The following is a 15,864-nucleotide window of genomic DNA, read 5'->3' on the forward strand; positions in this document are numbered from 1 at the left end:
CGTGCCAGCTTTGCGAGAGAAGGCTAACGCATTGATTTTGCGTAGGATTCGCCAAGCCGTATTGCAGGCCCTGATTTCTTCGTTGAAATCGAGATTTCAAAAATGAAATCAGCGCGCGATAATGCGAAATCAGGCTGGCGGCCGGCTTTCGGCCACATCGGCCAGACGCCAGGACCGCGCCGCTGGACACATCGTTGGACATCATGAACCGCTTTCCTGCTCCCGCTTCTTCCGCGATCCGCCCGCGTGTGTGGGCCATGGGCATCAGCCGCCTGCGCGACCTCTTTCGCGACATCGCCCGCGAATACGACGAACTCGCAGACCTGCGCGTGGTGCCGCGCGGTTTCGAGGAAGCCGTGGCCGAAATCGCCGCAGCGGGGCCCAGCCAGCGGCCCGATGTGGTGGTGGCGGCGGGCTCGAACGGCACCTACCTGAAGGCGCGCATCGACGTGCCCGTGGTGCTCGTGCAGCCCACCGGCTTCGATGTGATGCAGGCGCTCGCCCGCGCGCGGCGCGAAGCCGATCTCGTCGCGCTCGTGACCTATGGCGAGACGCCCGTGGAGGTGCGCCGCTTTGCCAGCGCCTACGGCATCGACGTCGTGTTCGGCCAATACCGCACGGTCCAGGACGCCGAAGCCTGCGTACTCGACCTGCGCGACCGGGGCGTGGGCGCGGTCGTGGGGCCGGGCCTCGTCAACGATCTCGCGGCCCGGCTTGGGCTCGTGCCGTTTTTCGTCTACTCGCGGCCTTCGGTGCGCGCGGCCTTCGACACCGCGCTGGATCTCGTGCAGGCCACCTGGCGCGAGACGCAGCGTCGCCAGCGGCTCGACAGCGTGCTGCAGCATCTGCGCGATGGCGTGGTCGCGCTCGACGCGCGCGGCCGCGTGGAGGCGATCAACCAGCGCCTCGCCGCCGTGCTCGACATCGATCCGGCGGCGGCGGCGGGGCAGTCGCTCGCGGCGCTCGCGCCCGACATCGCCTTCTCACTGCCCGAAACCGATGGCGAATCGCTCGAGACCGTGCGCGGCGTGAGCTATGTCGTGCATCGCGGGCCGCTCGTCGACAACGGCGTGACGACGGGCGCCGTACTCACGTTCCAGGAGTCGCGCGCGGTGGAGCGGCTCGACCGCACGCTGCGCTCGCGTCAGCGCACGCAGCAGTTCGTCGCGCGCTATCGACTGGACGACCTGAGCGGCGCGACGCCTGGCATCGAGCGCGTGCGCCAGCTCGCGCGGCGCTATGCGAAGTCGGACGCCACCGTGCTCATACGCGGCGAGAGCGGCACCGGCAAGGAGATGATCGCGCAGGGCATTCATCGCGAGAGTCCGCGGCGCGATTTTCCATTCGTCGCGATGAATTGCGGCGCGTTTCCCGAGGCGCTGCTGGAAAGCGAGCTGTTCGGCTACGAGGAGGGCGCGTTCACGGGCGCGCGGCGCGGCGGCAAGGTGGGGCTCATCGAGGCGGCGCACCGCGGCACGCTCTTTCTCGATGAAATCGGCGAGATGCCGTTGCCGTTGCAAAGCCGCCTGCTGCGCGTGCTGCAGGAGCGCGAGGTGGTGCGCCTTGGAGCAACGGAACCCACGCGCGTAGACGTGCGCGTGGTCGCCGCCACGCATCGCGCGCTCACCGAGCAGATCGAGGCGGGCGAGTTTCGCGCGGACCTCTTCTATCGCCTGAACATTCTCAATCTCGCCATTCCGCCGCTGCGCGAGCGCAGCGCCGATATCGCGCTGCTGGCGAGCGAACTGCTGTTTCAGGCCTCGCGCCGCGAGCCGCGCGTGGCCGTGCGCATCCGCACGCCCGAAGACGCGGCGCGCACGCTCGCACGGGTGAGCGGCGCGCTCACCCAGCACACATGGCCCGGTAACGTGCGCGAGCTGCAGAACGTGGTGGAGCGGATGGTGGTGGAGCTGGCCGATTCGGAAGAAGACGTGCTGACGCCGGACGTGCTGCGCTCGATCGCGCCGGAGGTGTTCGAGTCGCGCCGCGCTGCGAATGGCGTCGCAGAGGTGGCGGCGATCGCGGCAGAGGGCGTGCTCACATTGCGCGAGCGCAGCCTCAACACCGAAGCCGACGAGATCCGCGCCGCGCTCGACGCCTGCAACGGCGACCGCGACCGCGCGTGCGAGATGCTCGGCATCAGCAAGACGACGCTCTGGCGGCGCCTTTCTGCCGCGAAGGGCAAGCGCGCGGTGACGCAGGCAACCGAGGCAGCTGCCGCAACGGCGCCTCGCAAGGCGCCGCGCGGTTGAATCGAACTCAGTTCTTCAGCGCGTTGAGCAGCGGCGCCACCGTCCCATGCAAATGCAGGATCTCGGGACTCGCCTGCAACAGCGCCTGATAGCGCTCGTAGAACTCCGCCGATTCCTCGCCGGAAAAGAGCGCGGCCACGCCTTCGGCCGCGCCGATGCGATCCTCGGGGCTCGCGTCCTTGGCGTCGAGCGTTTCGTCGACGTTGGCGATCACCGTCGAGAGCGGCATGAGCCAGCGAAAGCCCGAACCGTTGATGAGCACCTGCAGGAACGCCGCAGGCGTCACCGGGCCGAACTCGCGTTCGTACTCCTTGCGCTCGTGGTCGAGAATCGCCTTGTGCAGCGTGAGCAGCGGCTTGCGCACGGTCGAGAGAAATTGAATTGCGCTTTGTTCGTTCATCTTGCGGCTCCTTCTGTGGCGCCCGCCCGGTCGTGACGAATCGTCGAACGACGCGCGCCGGATCATGAGGTCGCGCGAACCGTTCGCGCAGAGATGCGGACGATGGTAGCGCAACGGCCGGTCGCGCGTGATCAAGCGGTAGGCGGCGCGGCGCTACACTCTGCCGGTCCGCGAAATCGCCATGCCCGTGCCGACCGACCTGAGAACGCTTCGATGACGACGACGATCCTGCCGCTGCGCCGCGGCGACCTGCCGCTCGATACCGCCGAACTGGCGCGCTTCATGGTCGGCAAATATCTCGTGCGCGACCTGGCGCGCGGGCGCATGGCCGGGCGGTTCGTCGAGGTCGAAGCGTATCCCGTGGGCGACTCCACGAGCTACGCCTATATCGGACGGCGGCCCTATAACGCCGCGATGTTTCTAGCGCGCGGTCATGCGCATGTCCGGCTCACCTACGGCAGCGCATGGATGTTCAACATGTCGAGCGAAGCCGTGGATGTGGGCGCGGGCGTCCTGTTTCGCGCGCTGGAGCCGCTCGAAGGCATCGGCGCGATGGAGGCGCTGCGACCCGGCGTCCCGCTGCGCGATCTCGCGCGCGGGCCGGGACGGCTCTCGCAGGCGTTCGGCATCGCGGCGGCCTTCGACGGCGTCGACCTGTGTCGCGGCCACGGACTCTGGATCGGCCGCGTGGAAGAACCCGAGCGGCCCGTGGGCGTGACGACGCGCATTGGGCTCTCGCGGGAGATGGACCGGCCGCTGCGCTTCTACGAACTGGGCAGCCGGTTCGTGAGCGGGCCGCGCAAGCTGCTGGATGGCAGTGCCGCCCCATTGTGAGTTGCGCAAGCGCCACTGAAAGCGCCGCGCCGCAAGCCGCTCACGGGACAACGCATGCGCGCGGCATTGTTGCTTTGGTTGAAAGTGTATTTTCTCAAATTAAGGGTTTCCCCTGGTCACTCGTCTCAATAAACTGAATTCACTGGTTTGGCGGTGCATCCAGACACCGCTGCCGGCATAAAACAAGTGATGGAGGTCATGACCATGAAGTCCCGTACCCTGATTCAAGCTGCATTCGTCGCCGCTCTCGTGGCTGCTCCGGCCCTTTCGTTTGCCCAGGTGCAAAACAACGGTCCGGTCACGCGCGCCGAAGTGAAGTCCGAATTGATCCAGCTCGAGAAGGCCGGCTATAACCCGGCTACCGCCAACGATGCGACGTATCCGGCCGACATCCAGGCCGCAGAAGCCCGCGTGAACCAGCAGGAAGGCGTGGCGCAGGCGCCGGTAGCCGAAACGAGCGGCTACGGCCCGTCGACCTCGGGTTCGGCGCAATCGGGCCAGCCGGCTACGATGCGCCCGTCGCAATCGGTGTATTTCGGCAACTAAGTGGGCAACCACGCGGGTAGTTGAGCGCATAACCGGGCAGGGCGCGCCGTCAGAGCGCGCCAAAGCCCAGGTAGAGCGCGAGCTGCAAACGGCCGTCGCTCAGACACCGGCGCGAGGCGACATCGAGCGGCCACAGGTTGGCCGCTCCCGCGCAAGCCGGCGCCCGGGCGCTTCGAGCAGGCTCAGACGCCCGCGCAAGATGACCCGGCAGCGCCCCCACCCAGCAAGGCTCCCAACCGATACCGGCGAAGCAGGACACCGTTGCGCCTGCGCCGCCCGCCGCCGCGCACACCATTCGCGCGATTTTTCATACGTGGAACCTCCGCCGCCGAAAGGTGGCTTCGCCCAACCCCGTCGGGATTGGGCGTTTTTTCACATCTGGCGGTTTGGAGACGGCCGGACCGTGGCGTCAGGCGCCCGACCCACCGGTGATGTAGTGCTCGAGCTGCTCGATCGTGAACTTCTGCTCGGCGATGATTTCCTTCACCAGGTCGCCGATCGACACCATTCCCACAAGCTTGCCGCCGTCCATGACGGGCAGGTGGCGCATGCGCCGCTCGGTCATGAGCGCCATGCAGTCGTAGGTGGTCTGGTTCGGCTCGACGAAGCGCACGTGCGCGCTCATGATGTCGCGCACGGCGGTCGTTTTCGACGATCGGTCCATCAGCACGATTTTGCGCGCGTAGTCACGCTCCGTGACGATGCCGGCGATCGTTGGACCGTCGGTCACGAGTAGCGCGCCGATCTGCTTGTCGGCCATCAGGCGGATGGCGTTATAGACGGAATCGGAGGCTTCGATCGTGTACACCACCTGTTCCGGCTTCGATTTGAGTACCTGTGCAACGCTTGTCATAGGGCGACCCCTCTTCGTCCTTCTGGTTGTCCAGTCATTGCGCGGCGCGGCAGGCCGGGCGTTTTGCCCGTCAAGCCATTGGAAAGCCATTCCAGTATAGGCTGCTGGCGTGCCGCGCGTCGTCGGGGTATGCGCGGGGTCGCACCATTTATGCCGGGGGCATGCGGCGCGGTCGAGCCGCTTTCCGGGTGGCCCCCGGAGCCGCCACCCAAGCACGGCGCGGCGGGGTGGAGCAAATGGCGGTAAACTCCGGTTCCGAACTTCAACCCGGCCCCGTGCCGGTTTTTGCCAGTTTCTTGCTCCAGATCATGCCTACGCTTCCTGAGTCGTCCTGTGCGGACGGCGACAACGCCAACGAATGCGTCGTGCTAGACGCGACTGCCACGCTGCCGACCCGCTACGGCACGTTCGAGTCCTATGTCTACCGGGTGAAGGACGGCGGGGCCGAGCATCTCGCGCTCGTCATGGGCGACGTGGGCAGCGGCGAGCCCACGCTCACGCGGCTCCACTCCGAATGCCTGACCGGCGACGTGTTCGGTTCCTACCGCTGCGACTGCGGCGAGCAGCTCGACCTCGCGCTGCGTTATATCGCGGCCGAAGGCCGCGGCGTGCTGCTCTACCTGCGTGGTCACGAAGGCCGGGGCATCGGTCTGTCGAACAAGATCCGCGCGTACCAGTTGCAGCAGCAGGGCCGCGACACCGTCGAGGCGAATCTCGATCTCGGCCTGCCCGACGACGCGCGCGAATACGATTCGGCGGCGGCGATCCTGCGCATGCTGAAAGTGTCGTCGGTGCGGCTCATGAGCAACAATCCGAAGAAGTTCGACACGCTCAGACAGCATGGCCTCCCCGTGATCGAGCGCGTGGCGCTCGCGATCCCGATGCGCGAGGAAAACGAACGGTATATCCGCACCAAGCAGGTCAAGTTCGGGCATTACTTCGAAGAGAATGAATAACCCGCTGCGAGCAGCGGGCACGAGAATTGCGCAGTGACAAATCAAATGAGCTGGAACAGGGAGAAATGATGTTCAAGCGCCTCAAGACGACGCGCGTGCGCGCGCTCGCGTCTGCGCTCGCCAGTGCGTGCCTCGTAACCGGTCTCGTGCTTGCGTCGTCCGACGCCAGCGCGCAAACCGCGGCCTACACGAGCGAACCCGTGGATCTGTATGCGGGGCCTTCCGGCGACTATCCGGTCGTTGCCGAACTGGCGCCTGGCCAGCCGGTCACCGTGATGGGCTGTGTGGGCGATTATTCGTGGTGTGACGTTACGGTGCCCGGTCTGCGCGGCTGGGTCTACGGTGGTTATCTCAGTTATCCGTACCAGGGCAGCTACGTGCCGCTCACCAATTACGGCGCGGCGATCGGCCTGCCGATCGTGACATTCTCGCTTGGCGCCTACTGGGGCAGCTTCTATCGCGACCGGCCGTGGTATGGCGAACAGCAGCGATGGGAGCACGTGCCGCCCCCCGAACGCGGCCGCCCGCCGGTAGCACAGGCGTGGCATGGCGCACCGGGCCGTCCGCCCGCCAATCAGGAAGCGCCGCGCGCACCGGGCAACATGCCGCCGCCGGGCGCGGGCCGCCCACCTGCCAACATGGAACAGCCCACGATGCGTCCGCACGAGGCGGGGCATCCGCCCGAGCAGCAGCAGTTCGGCGGCCGCCCGCCGGCTGGGGCGCCCGCGCAGCAGGGCTACGCTCGTCCGCAGCCGCCCCAGCAGCAAGGCGGCATGCGTGCGCCGGCACCCGCGCCTCAACAGGGACGGCCGCCTGCGCCGCCTCAGGGTGGCCAGGGCGGCCATGGTCCCAGCCAGGGCGGCGAACGGGGCAACGAACGGCAACCCGAGCACTAATCCATAGCGATTGTCTTCGCTGCAACGGCGGGATCTTCATGGCGGGATCTCGCCGCTGCTGTTTCCCGGCGATGACTTAGGAATGCCAGGCAGTCGACGTGTACGAACACCAGATGGCGCTGCTCAGAAACGGTGGGGCAATGCTCCCTAAGCCATGCCAACCGCCTTTCTTACACCGCCTTATCGTCGTCCTGAAGGATTTAACAATCCCTGACAGTAAATTCGTAGCACCCAGGCGAGAATACGTCGTCGCGGCAAACACAAGCACAGCCGCACAACACCAGCGTCACGCGCGCTTCGCGCACGCGCCGCTGGCAACGAATTTCTGCTACGGGGGCTGGCACGCTCGGGACTTGGCGACGCGGTCAGTAAGAGGAAGTCAGAGCGAACCCGAGTTCGCCGGATAACGCTGGGAAAACCAGTGCTTTGAGGTGGACGTGGCGATGGCGGCACGTGCCTCGTCGTGCAGGGAGGCGGCTGCGGTCCGCTGTAGAGCGTCGGGCGGTGACGCTCGCAGCGGGGCTCGCGCTGCGCATGACGATGACTGCGCTGGCGGTCCGACTCCGGGGGCGGATTCCGGAGACCACGCAGTGTTTAGCACGCGGCCGTCGCCACATTTTTTCCGCACTTCTGAACGACACGAGTTCTTTTGCCGCTTCGCGCATTGCGAGCGGCTCGACGTTGTTGCGTCCGCGAAAAAACGCCGGGCCGCTTCACTTCTGTTGCTCTGCCTGCTTCTCGTCACGGGGGCTCCATGTTTTTCCGATCCGGCCGTATGCGTTTTCCACCAGGCTCGCGCGTAGACAGCCCCGACGGTGGCCGCGAGTTCGACCGCGTCGAGCTCGACCTCGCGCGCGATCGCCACGCGCGCGCCGCGATGGAGGCCTACGCGGATTCCTGCGCGGCCGAACTCCCGTGGCTTAGCGAAGCGTTGCGTCTTTCGCGTTTCGTCGCGGCCGAGCGCCTGACACAGTGTTCGGCCACGGTGCTGCGCGTGTTTGTCATGGCGCAGTCACGCGCGGCCGTGCAACCCGACTATGCGCACGCGGCATGGGAGCACGTACGCTCCCATCTGACGGCGCTGCTTGCGGGATCGCCGTCAACCGCAGGCGGGGCGGGCAAACCCGGCTCGAACGATGGCAAATTCGACTACCATGAGTGATTAACATGAGAGCGATCTGTTCACCGAAGACGAGCGTGGCCTCGCGCTCCCATTTTTTTCGAGACGCGGCGAAAGTAGTGCGCTTTGGCGCACGGCGGGTTGCGCGTGCTGCCAGCGCCAGAGTGGGCGCGTTGCGACCTGGCGCCGGTGCGCGCAGCCGTCGTCGCGAGACGCGGGTCGCGGCTGCAGCGCGCTGCGGCAGACAGGCAGTCCATCCTGAGACGATGAAAAACAAACCTGGTTGCGGGGTGCTATGAGAATTGCAGTACTGGATGACGATGCAGCGCAGACAGAATTCGTCTGCCAGGCCTTGAGCGCGGCGGGCCACGCCTGCCACGCGTTTGCCAAGGGCAGCGAGCTCGTCAGGCAGCTTCGGCGGCAGACATTCGATCTGCTCGTGCTCGACTGGAACGTGCCCGACATGGCGGGCGACGAAGTACTGCACTGGGTGCGGCAGAGCCTCTCCACGCGCCTGCCGGTGCTCTTCATGACGAGCCGCAGCCGCGAGGTCGACATCGCGCAAATGCTCAACGCAGGCGCCGACGACTACGTCGTCAAGCCCGTCTCGGCGCCGGTGCTGATCGCCCGGGTCAATTCGCTGCTGCGCCGCGCCTATCAGCTGCACGCGCCCGCGCTCAAGGAAACCTTCGGCGAGTACGAGTTCGACCTCAAGTCGCGCCAGGCGTCGGTAAGCGGGCGCAACGTCGCGCTCACGCAGAAGGAGTTCGATCTCGCGCTGCTGCTGTTTCAGCATCTGAGCCGCCCGCTGTCGCGCGCGCATATTCTCGACGTGATCTGGAAGCAGTCCGACGACATTCCCTCGCGCACGATGGACACGCACGTTTCCATGCTGCGCTCGAAGCTCGGCCTGCGTCCCGAAAACGGCTATCGCCTTACGCCGATCTACGGCTACGGGTACCGGCTCGAGCGCATCGAGGGGGACGACGCGTGAGGGGCGCGCGTGCGGTGCGCGCCTCCGCAGCTCCGTTCTTTGCCTTCGCGCTTGCGCTGATTCCCATTCCCCGCGGCGCCGAGGCGCGCGAGAGCGCCCCGCGTGCCCCAGCGCAGTCGCCCGCGCAGTCACCCGAGACAACCACCTACGTCACGCGCCCCGGCGACTCGCTCTATGACATCGCCACGCGTTACCTGCGCAATCCCGCCGACTGGAAAAAGCTCGCGAGCCTCAATCATGTGAGCGCGCCGCGCCGCCTGCAGCCCGGCACGACGCTGCGCGTGCCGGTCGCGCTGCTGCGCCAGGACGGCCTCAGCGCAAAGGTGATCGCCGCGAACGGTCCCGTGCAGCATGCGTTCCGCGCCGGCCCGCTCCTGCCGCTCACGGTTGGCGCGAGCCTCGTTGAAGGCGATCGGGTGCAGACCGGCCACAACGGCTTCGCCACGCTCGAACTGGCCGACGGCTCGCATATCGCGCTGCCGCCCGATACCTCGCTCGACCTGGCCACGCTGCGTCAAACGGTGCTCACCGGCGCGACCGACCGCATCGTCGATCTTCATCGCGGCGAAGTGAGCAGCGAGGTCACGCATGCCACGAAGAAGGACGATCGCTTTCAGATCCGCTCGCCTTCCGTGGTGGCCGGCGTGCGCGGCACGCAGTTTCGCGTGAGCTATGACGGCGACAACGGCGCGACGGCGGTCGAAGTGCTGAACGGCGCAGTGGGCGTGGACGCCGGCTCGCCGGGCCACAACCGCCGCGGCGCCAACGTACAGCCGCCGGCACCGGGTACCCCGCTGGCCGCCTCCGAGCAGCTCGTCGCCGCGCACTACGGCAGCCTCACGCTGGCGGGCCAGCCAGCGGGCGCGCCCGTCACGCTGCTCGACGCGCCTGAACTGCTGCATCCTTCCAAAGTGCAGGACGACGACGAAGTCGCCTTCGATATCGCGCCCGCAGCGGGTGCGAGCGCCTACCGCGTGCAGATCGGCCGCGACGCGGGCCTGCTCGACATGATCCGCGACAAGCGCAGCGCCGACCCGCACGTGTCATTCGCCGACCTCGCAGACGGCACGTACTTCGTGCGCATCTCCGCAGTCGACGCGCGCGGTCTCGAAGGCATGCCGGCGTCGTATGCGTTCGAGCGCCGCCGCGTGGCGCTCGGCGCGAGCGCCGGCCCGATTGAAGGCTCGCGCGACTTTGCGTTCCGCTGGTTCATCGACCGCAACGCGCAGAACACGCGCTTTCGCTTCGTGCTCGGCACGACGTCCGATCTGCGTGTGCCGCTCATCGACCGCACCGACATCACGGCGGGCGAGGCCGTCGTGCGCGACCTGCCGAAGGGCGTCTACTACTGGACGGTGATCGCCGAGCAGTTCGACAACGGCCATTACTACCAGAAGGCGAGTCCGGTCCAGTCGTTCAGGCTCGACTGGTGACGCAGGCGCGCATGAGCGTGAGGCCGCCCGCGCGCCTTGGCCGCTCAGTCGGGCGCCGCTTCCTGTTCGAATGGGCCGGCGTGGGCTGCGCGGGTGTGGCCGTGGTCGTGTTCTGCGTGATCTGGCGGCTCACGAGCGGCGCCGACCACCTGGTTTATGACCGCTTGCTCTCCGCGCGCTCGCTGCCGGTGTCGCCCGACATCGTGCTCGTGGAGATCGACAATGCGAGCGTCACCGCGCTCGGGCGTTGGCCGTGGCCGCGCGAGGCGCATGCGCGGCTCGTCGATCAGCTCGCGAAGGCGGGCGCGGCGGCCGTCGTCTACGACGTGTTGTTCACCGAACCATCGCACGACGACGCGCAGTTTGCGCAGGCGCTGCGCGCGCGTCCGGCGTTCCTTCCCATTCTTCTTACGCCCGCCGACGACACCGGTCACCGCGACGCCGTGCTGCCGGTTAAGCCGCTCGCGCAGGCCGCCGCCGGCATGGGCCATATCAACCTCGAAGTCGATAGCGACGGCATCGTGCGCAGTGTCGCGCTCTTCGAAGGCGACGCGCAGCAGCGCTGGCCGCAACTGATGGTGCCGGTCTGGCGCGCGGTGCGCAGCGGCGCCGTGAAGCTTGCGCATGGCACGCCCGCCGCCGCGCAGCGCGATGACGTGCTGCACGCGGCGGCGCCCGGCACCGAGTCGCGTTTCCTGATTCCGTTCAGCGCGAATTCGCAGACCTACCACAAGGTCTCGTTCGCCGACGTGCTCGAAGGCCGCGTGCCCCCCGAGCAGTTGCGCGGGCACGTGGCGATCGTCGGCGTGACGGCCTCGGGGCTCTACGACCGCTTCGCCACGCCGCTCTCAGGTACGCTCGGCCCGCTGCCCGGCGTGTACGTCCACGCCATCGTGCTCGACACGCTGCTCAACGGCACTGCCATCCAGCCCGCGCCGCCCATCATGGTCGTGCTCGCCTCGCTCGCGCCGCTCGCGCTGCTGCTGGCGGGTTTCCTCGTGCTCTCGCCGCTGCGCGCGCTGCTGCTGCTTGCGCTCCTGATCGCCGTGTCGCTCGGCGCGAGCGCGGGTATGTTGCACGTCGCGCGCCTGTGGCTGCCGCCCGTGCCCGCGATCGTCGCGCTGCTTGTCGTCTATCCGGTGTGGAGCTGGCGCCGCCTCGAAATGACGATGGCCTACCTGCGCAAGGAACTGCGCCAGCTTGCGGACGAACCCTACCTGCTGCCCGAAGCGCCCACGCAGCGCCGCGAGTTCGCCGGCGACGCGCTCGCCCAGCAGATGGCGCTCATGGCGCAGGCCGCGCAGCGGCTGCAGGACATGCGCCGCTTCGTGTGGGACAGCCTCGATTCCGTGCCGGAGCCGATTCTCGTCGCCGATCTGCGCGGCGTCGTGCTGATTGCGAATCACGCTTCGCGCGCGTATCTCGCCCGCCTGAAGGTGAGCGCCGCGGAAGGGCGCTGGATGCAGGACGTGTTCGGCGACCTTTCGCTCGTCAAGCCGATCGACCCGGCGCCCGACGCGATGGCGTTCGCGCACGCGCACTGGCCCGCGCCGCTCGACCCGGCGCGCGACGAGTTCGCGGAGTTGATGGAGCGCGGCGTGGAAGTGCGCGCGCGCGACGGCAGCGACTACCTGCTGCGTTACGCGCGCTGCACGAACGCACAGGGCCAGGCGGTGGGCTGGATTGCGGGTCTTGTCGACGTGACAGCGCTGCACGACGCCGAACGCCAGCGCGAGGACGCGCTGCGCCTGCTGTCGCACGACATGCGCTCGCCGCAGGCCTCGATCGTCGCGCTCGTCGAGACGGAGCGCGAACGCGGCACGCTCGCCTCGGAGCCCGTGCGCGGCGTGATGGAGCGCATCGAGCGCTACGCACGCCGCTCGCTCAAGCTCGCCGACGACTTCGTGCAGCTCGCCCGCGCCGAGTCCCAGGTCTACGCGCTCGAGCCCACGAGCCTCGCGGAGCTGGTGATCGACGCGAGCGATGAAGTGTGGCCGCAGGCGCGCGCGAAACGCATCCAGATCGACACGGCGTTCGAAGGCGACCAGATGGGCTGGATCAACGCCGACCGCTCGCTCATGACGCGCGCGCTCGTGAACGTGCTGAACAACGCGGTGAAGTACAGTCCTGTGGATACGCGTATCGTCTGCACGGTCGGGCTGGACGACCACATTCCGCCGCGGGTGGTCTGCTCGATTCGCGATCAGGGCTACGGCATTGCGCACGAAGACCAGGCGAGGCTCTTTCAGCCGTTCCAGCGCTTTCACGCGGAGCAGCGGCCCGAGGTGAGCGGCGCGGGGCTCGGCATGGCGTTCGTGAAGACAGTCGTGACGCGCCACGGCGGCGATATCCAGCTGGAGAGCGAGCCGGGCGAGGGCACCGTTCTGACGATGTCACTGCCCGCGTTCGACGCGCCGGGTTGAGCCGGGCGGGAAGCGCCGGACCGGAAGCGCATGAATAACCCAATGGAGTGTTGTGTGAAGACCTTGCTGTCGATTTGTCTCTCGTCGATGCTCGTCGCCCTTGCCGGATGTGCGAGCGTGACGACCGACGTCGCGGCCACGGGCGCGTTGCCCGCCGCGGCGAACCAGGGCGCGAGCTACCGTTTCGCGCCCACGCCCGCCCAGGCCGACGCGGGCGAGATGCTTCCGTACCAGGCCTTGCTAAGCGATGGCCTCGCGCAGCGCGGTTTCAGCGCGGGGTCGCCCGATGCGGCGCGCTTTCTCGTCTCGGTGGCCTGGGCCACGCGTCCCGCCGACGTGAAAGTCGTCGACGGCGACTGCGGTGCCGGCTGCGTGCCAGCCGAGGGACCGTCGTTGCCGTGGTTCGGTCGGCCCTACGTGCATACGCTGACGCTGCGTTTCTTCGCGTTGCCCGATGGCGGCGAGGTCTACAAGGTCAGCGCCGTCAAGCACGATCGCAACGCCGACGCACGCGAAGCCGTGCCGTACCTCGTGGCGGGCGCGCTGGCTCGGCTGCCGTATGCGGGCGCGCCGCAATGGCGCGTCAAGCTGAAGAGTCCGCCCAACGTCGGCACGGATCAGACGCCGGGCATGCCGGAAGTGCTCTCCGTTTCGCCAGTCGACAAGTAGTTCAGGGCAACTTTCCCCAGGCCGCGCCGGCGACGAAGGCGCTATGCTGACTCCCGAATCTGGCGCAACGGTTGCGCGCAGACATCACGGGAGTCGCTCATGTTCGATCACATTGGATTGCGCGTGCAGGATCTCGCACGCAGCGTGCGTTTTTATGAGGCGCTGCTCGCGCCGTTAGGCGTCGTGGTGTGCATGCGCGATGACACCTATGCGGGACTCGGCCAGCCAGGCGAGCCGAAGCTCTGGTTGCACGCCGTCTCTGGCGACGCCGCGCTTGCGCCACGCGGCGTGCATGTGGCGTTCGCGGCGGCGAGCCGCGCGGCGGTCGTTGGCTTCTACGAAGCGGGCCTGCGCGCAGGCGCGAAAGATAATGGCGAACCCGGCGTTCGCGCAGACTACAGCCCCGACTATTACGCAGCATTCCTGATCGATCCAGACGGCAACAATGTCGAGGCCGTCTGCTACGCGCGCGAAGCGTGAGCAGGTGTCAGGCGCCGGGCGTGGCGTCCGGCGCTGCTTTGGGTAGCGCTTCGGGCGCGCCGGTGGCCTCGTCGTGCGGCCAGTGGTTTTCAAACACGCATTCGCCAAGCGGCTTGCGTTCGGCCCACTTTTCCATTTCGAGCATCGGCTGCGGGTAGAACGCGTCGACCTGACCCACGCAGAGTATGGCCACCGGCTTGGCGCCGGGCGGCATGGCGAGCAGGGCGCGCACCTCGTCGACATCGAAGATCGACACCCAGCCCATACCGAGCCCTTCGGCGCGCGCCGCGAGCCACATGTTCTGGATCGCGCAGGCCACGGAGGCGAGGTCCATCTCGGGCAGCGTGCGCCGGCCGAAGACGTGCGCTTCGCGGCGGTCCATCAGCGCGACCACGAGCACCTCGGCGCAGTCGCGCATGCCTTCGACCTTGAGCTTCATGAACTCGTCGCGGCGCTTGCCCAGCGCGTCGGCGGTCGCAATGCGTTCGCGCTCGACCGCCTCGTGAAGTTGCTCGCGCAACGTGTTGTCTGTAATGCGCACGATGCGCCACGGCTGCATGAAGCCCACGCTCGGCGCGTGATGCGCGGCGTCGAGCAGGCGTGCCAATGTCGCGGGATCGACGGGGCCCGGCGCGAAGTGCCGCATGTCGCGGCGCTCGTAAATCGCACGGTAGACCGCCGCGCGCTCGGCTTCGTCAAAGGGCTGTGCCATGGAAGAGTGCGGCCGCGAAAGCCGGGTTGGAGGGCCAGTAAGCGTGCATATAGGTGGCCGCGATCGAACCATGCCGATAAAGCGCCTCGCCGGGCCCGCCAGTTTGTGCGTGGCGTGCCGTGAGCGTGGGCGCAAGCGGCGTGGCGATGCGCGAATAGTGAAACGTGTGGCCGCGCAGCGCGCCATGTGCGCCATCGATCTGCTGCATACCGAGCGCCGCGAAGCGTTTTTGCATGACCGCCTCGCCGGGCAGCAGGCCGAGCATCGGCGTGCGCGTGCCTTCTACGTCGGTGAGTGCATCGAGCAGATAAAGCATGCCGCCACATTCGGCGACGAGCGGCTTGCCCGCAGATACATGCGCACGCAGCGAATTCGCGCTTAGCGTATTGCGCGCGAGCGCCGATGTATGCAGTTCGGGATAGCCGCCGGGTAGAAAAATCGCATCGGCGTTGACGGGCGCGGGCTCGTTCGCGAGCGGCGAAAAGTAGCTTACGCTTGCGCCGAGCGTTTCGAGCAACGCAATGTTCGCGGGATAGAGAAACGAGAATGCGGCGTCGCGCGCAACGGCGATATGGCGGCCTTCTAGCAGGCAAGGAATTGTTTCGTCGTGCGAAGAATCTGCGAATTCCACCGGAGGCGGCAATTCAGCGAGCGCGGTTTGCGCGAGCGCGTCGGCGGCGCGCTCGATGCGCGCGTCGAGGTCGTCGATCTCCGCGGCCTGATGCAGGCCGAGATGGCGATCGGGCAGCGTCATCATGGCTTCGCTCGTTACGTGCCCCAGCCAGCGCACGTCGGCGGGCAAGGCCTCCTGCAGCATCTGTGCGTGGCGCGGCGAGCCCACGCGGTTTGCCAGCACGCCATGAAACGGCACCTCGGGCCGAAAACGCGCGAGCCCGAACGCAATCGCGCCGAACGTCTGCGCCATCGACTTCGCGCTCACGACGGCGGCCACCGGCACGCCGAACGTGGTGGCGAGATCGGCGCTGCTCGGCGTGCCGTCGAACAGACCCATGACGCCTTCGATGAGGATCAGGTCGGCTTCGCGCGCGGCCTGCGCGAGCAGGGCGCGGCACGCCTGTTCGCCCACCATCCACAGGTCGAGCGAGAGCACGGGTGCGCCGCTCGCGCGCGCGAGAATCGAGGGGTCGAGAAAATCCGGCCCGGTCTTGAACACGCGTACGCGCCGGCCCGCACGGCGGTGCAGGCGCGCGAGGCCCGCCGTAAGCGTGGTTTTGCCCTGGCCCGAAGCGGGCGCGCTGATGAACAGCGCGGGGCAGGCAAGCGTTGCGCTCATGC

Annotated in this window: 15 protein-coding genes; 11 read left to right on the forward strand and 4 right to left on the reverse strand. The window is 67.5% G+C overall.

All coding sequences use genetic code 11. The features are described 5' to 3' along the window. Positions 1-203 precede the first annotated feature (203 nt). Positions 204-2,252: a propionate catabolism operon regulatory protein PrpR gene (prpR, locus tag U5A58_RS09855; protein WP_321961301.1), complete on the forward strand. Its 2,049-nt coding sequence runs from the start codon at positions 204-206 to the stop codon at positions 2,250-2,252. Positions 2,253-2,259: 7 nt separating this feature from the next. Here prpR and U5A58_RS09860 read toward each other — a convergent pair whose 3' ends face one another. Then, a complete protein-coding gene (locus U5A58_RS09860) occupies positions 2,260-2,652 on the reverse strand; it encodes a hypothetical protein (RefSeq protein WP_321910470.1) in 393 nt (130 codons plus the stop codon). Positions 2,653-2,865: 213 nt separating this feature from the next. Here U5A58_RS09860 and U5A58_RS09865 point away from each other — a divergent pair, with 213 nt between their 5' ends. Both U5A58_RS09865 and U5A58_RS09870 read left to right on the forward strand, forming a co-directional pair. Then, entirely contained in the window at positions 2,866-3,486 is a 621-nt protein-coding gene (locus U5A58_RS09865) for a DNA-3-methyladenine glycosylase (protein ID WP_321961302.1), read from the forward strand. 204 nt (positions 3,487-3,690) lie between these two features. Continuing rightward, entirely contained in the window at positions 3,691-4,032 is a 342-nt protein-coding gene (locus U5A58_RS09870) for a DUF4148 domain-containing protein (protein WP_321935771.1), read from the forward strand. Positions 4,033-4,441: 409 nt separating this feature from the next. Here U5A58_RS09870 and U5A58_RS09875 read toward each other — a convergent pair whose 3' ends face one another. Further along, on the reverse strand, positions 4,442-4,885 hold the full coding sequence (locus tag U5A58_RS09875; RefSeq protein WP_321961303.1) for a CBS domain-containing protein: 444 nt from the start codon (positions 4,883-4,885) through the stop codon (positions 4,442-4,444). A gap of 308 nt (positions 4,886-5,193) precedes the next feature. Between U5A58_RS09875 and ribA the strand changes: the two genes are divergently transcribed. The 8 genes from ribA (at position 5,194) to U5A58_RS09915 (ending at position 13,856) form a co-directional block, all read left to right on the forward strand. Then, positions 5,194-5,841 carry a GTP cyclohydrolase II gene (gene ribA / locus U5A58_RS09880; RefSeq protein ID WP_321910476.1) on the forward strand — a complete coding sequence of 216 codons (648 nt, stop codon included), beginning with the start codon at positions 5,194-5,196 and terminating at the stop codon, positions 5,839-5,841. A 65-nt stretch (positions 5,842-5,906) separates the two neighbouring features. Continuing rightward, complete coding sequence (locus U5A58_RS09885) at positions 5,907-6,737, forward strand: SH3 domain-containing protein (protein ID WP_321961304.1); 831 nt, start codon at positions 5,907-5,909, stop codon at positions 6,735-6,737. Positions 6,738-7,491: 754 nt separating this feature from the next. Then, complete coding sequence (locus U5A58_RS09890) at positions 7,492-7,899, forward strand: hypothetical protein (protein ID WP_415774200.1); 408 nt, start codon at positions 7,492-7,494, stop codon at positions 7,897-7,899. Between the two features lie 253 nt (positions 7,900-8,152). Then, positions 8,153-8,851, forward strand: a complete 699-nt coding sequence (locus U5A58_RS09895) for a response regulator transcription factor (protein WP_201698742.1) — start codon at positions 8,153-8,155, stop codon at positions 8,849-8,851. A 14-nt stretch (positions 8,852-8,865) separates the two neighbouring features. After that, positions 8,866-10,284: a FecR domain-containing protein gene (locus tag U5A58_RS09900; protein ID WP_321961306.1), complete on the forward strand. Its 1,419-nt coding sequence runs from the start codon at positions 8,866-8,868 to the stop codon at positions 10,282-10,284. A gap of 11 nt (positions 10,285-10,295) precedes the next feature. Further along, entirely contained in the window at positions 10,296-12,707 is a 2,412-nt protein-coding gene (locus U5A58_RS09905) for a CHASE2 domain-containing protein (RefSeq protein ID WP_321961307.1), read from the forward strand. 54 nt (positions 12,708-12,761) lie between these two features. Continuing rightward, positions 12,762-13,376 carry a DUF4136 domain-containing protein gene (locus tag U5A58_RS09910; protein ID WP_321961308.1) on the forward strand — a complete coding sequence of 205 codons (615 nt, stop codon included), beginning with the start codon at positions 12,762-12,764 and terminating at the stop codon, positions 13,374-13,376. Positions 13,377-13,475: 99 nt separating this feature from the next. After that, the gene (locus U5A58_RS09915) at positions 13,476-13,856 is read left to right on the forward strand and encodes a VOC family protein (protein ID WP_321935766.1); all 381 of its coding nucleotides are present in this window, start codon (positions 13,476-13,478) and stop codon (positions 13,854-13,856) included. A gap of 7 nt (positions 13,857-13,863) precedes the next feature. Here the strand turns inward: U5A58_RS09915 and bluB are convergent, their stop codons facing one another. Then, positions 13,864-14,568, reverse strand: coding sequence for a 5,6-dimethylbenzimidazole synthase (bluB, locus tag U5A58_RS09920; protein ID WP_321961309.1), 705 nt, complete (start codon positions 14,566-14,568; stop codon positions 13,864-13,866). Beyond that, positions 14,552-15,862 carry a cobyrinate a,c-diamide synthase gene (locus tag U5A58_RS09925; protein WP_321961310.1) on the reverse strand — a complete coding sequence of 437 codons (1,311 nt, stop codon included), beginning with the start codon at positions 15,860-15,862 and terminating at the stop codon, positions 14,552-14,554. The genes bluB and U5A58_RS09925 overlap by 17 nt, the downstream gene beginning before the upstream one ends. Positions 15,863-15,864 lie beyond the last annotated feature (2 nt).

The sequence above is a fragment of the Paraburkholderia sp. J7 genome (assembly GCF_905220155.1).
Lineage (GTDB): Bacteria > Pseudomonadota > Gammaproteobacteria > Burkholderiales > Burkholderiaceae > Paraburkholderia.

What these genes read in the sequence shown, in the direction of transcription:
- prpR (WP_321961301.1), top strand. Translation starts at nt 204, where the DNA reads ATGAACCGCTTTCCTGCTCCCGCTTCTTCCGCGATCCGCCCGCGTGTG.
- U5A58_RS09860 (WP_321910470.1), bottom strand. Translation starts at nt 2,652, where the DNA reads ATGAACGAACAAAGCGCAATTCAATTTCTCTCGACCGTGCGCAAGCCG.
- U5A58_RS09865 (WP_321961302.1), top strand. Translation starts at nt 2,866, where the DNA reads ATGACGACGACGATCCTGCCGCTGCGCCGCGGCGACCTGCCGCTCGAT.
- U5A58_RS09870 (WP_321935771.1), top strand. Translation starts at nt 3,691, where the DNA reads ATGAAGTCCCGTACCCTGATTCAAGCTGCATTCGTCGCCGCTCTCGTG.
- U5A58_RS09875 (WP_321961303.1), bottom strand. Translation starts at nt 4,885, where the DNA reads ATGACAAGCGTTGCACAGGTACTCAAATCGAAGCCGGAACAGGTGGTG.
- ribA (WP_321910476.1), top strand. Translation starts at nt 5,194, where the DNA reads ATGCCTACGCTTCCTGAGTCGTCCTGTGCGGACGGCGACAACGCCAAC.
- U5A58_RS09885 (WP_321961304.1), top strand. Translation starts at nt 5,907, where the DNA reads ATGATGTTCAAGCGCCTCAAGACGACGCGCGTGCGCGCGCTCGCGTCT.
- U5A58_RS09890 (WP_415774200.1), top strand. Translation starts at nt 7,492, where the DNA reads ATGTTTTTCCGATCCGGCCGTATGCGTTTTCCACCAGGCTCGCGCGTA.
- U5A58_RS09895 (WP_201698742.1), top strand. Translation starts at nt 8,153, where the DNA reads ATGAGAATTGCAGTACTGGATGACGATGCAGCGCAGACAGAATTCGTC.
- U5A58_RS09905 (WP_321961307.1), top strand. Translation starts at nt 10,296, where the DNA reads ATGAGCGTGAGGCCGCCCGCGCGCCTTGGCCGCTCAGTCGGGCGCCGC.
- U5A58_RS09915 (WP_321935766.1), top strand. Translation starts at nt 13,476, where the DNA reads ATGTTCGATCACATTGGATTGCGCGTGCAGGATCTCGCACGCAGCGTG.
- bluB (WP_321961309.1), bottom strand. Translation starts at nt 14,568, where the DNA reads ATGGCACAGCCCTTTGACGAAGCCGAGCGCGCGGCGGTCTACCGTGCG.
- U5A58_RS09925 (WP_321961310.1), bottom strand. Translation starts at nt 15,862, where the DNA reads ATGAGCGCAACGCTTGCCTGCCCCGCGCTGTTCATCAGCGCGCCCGCT.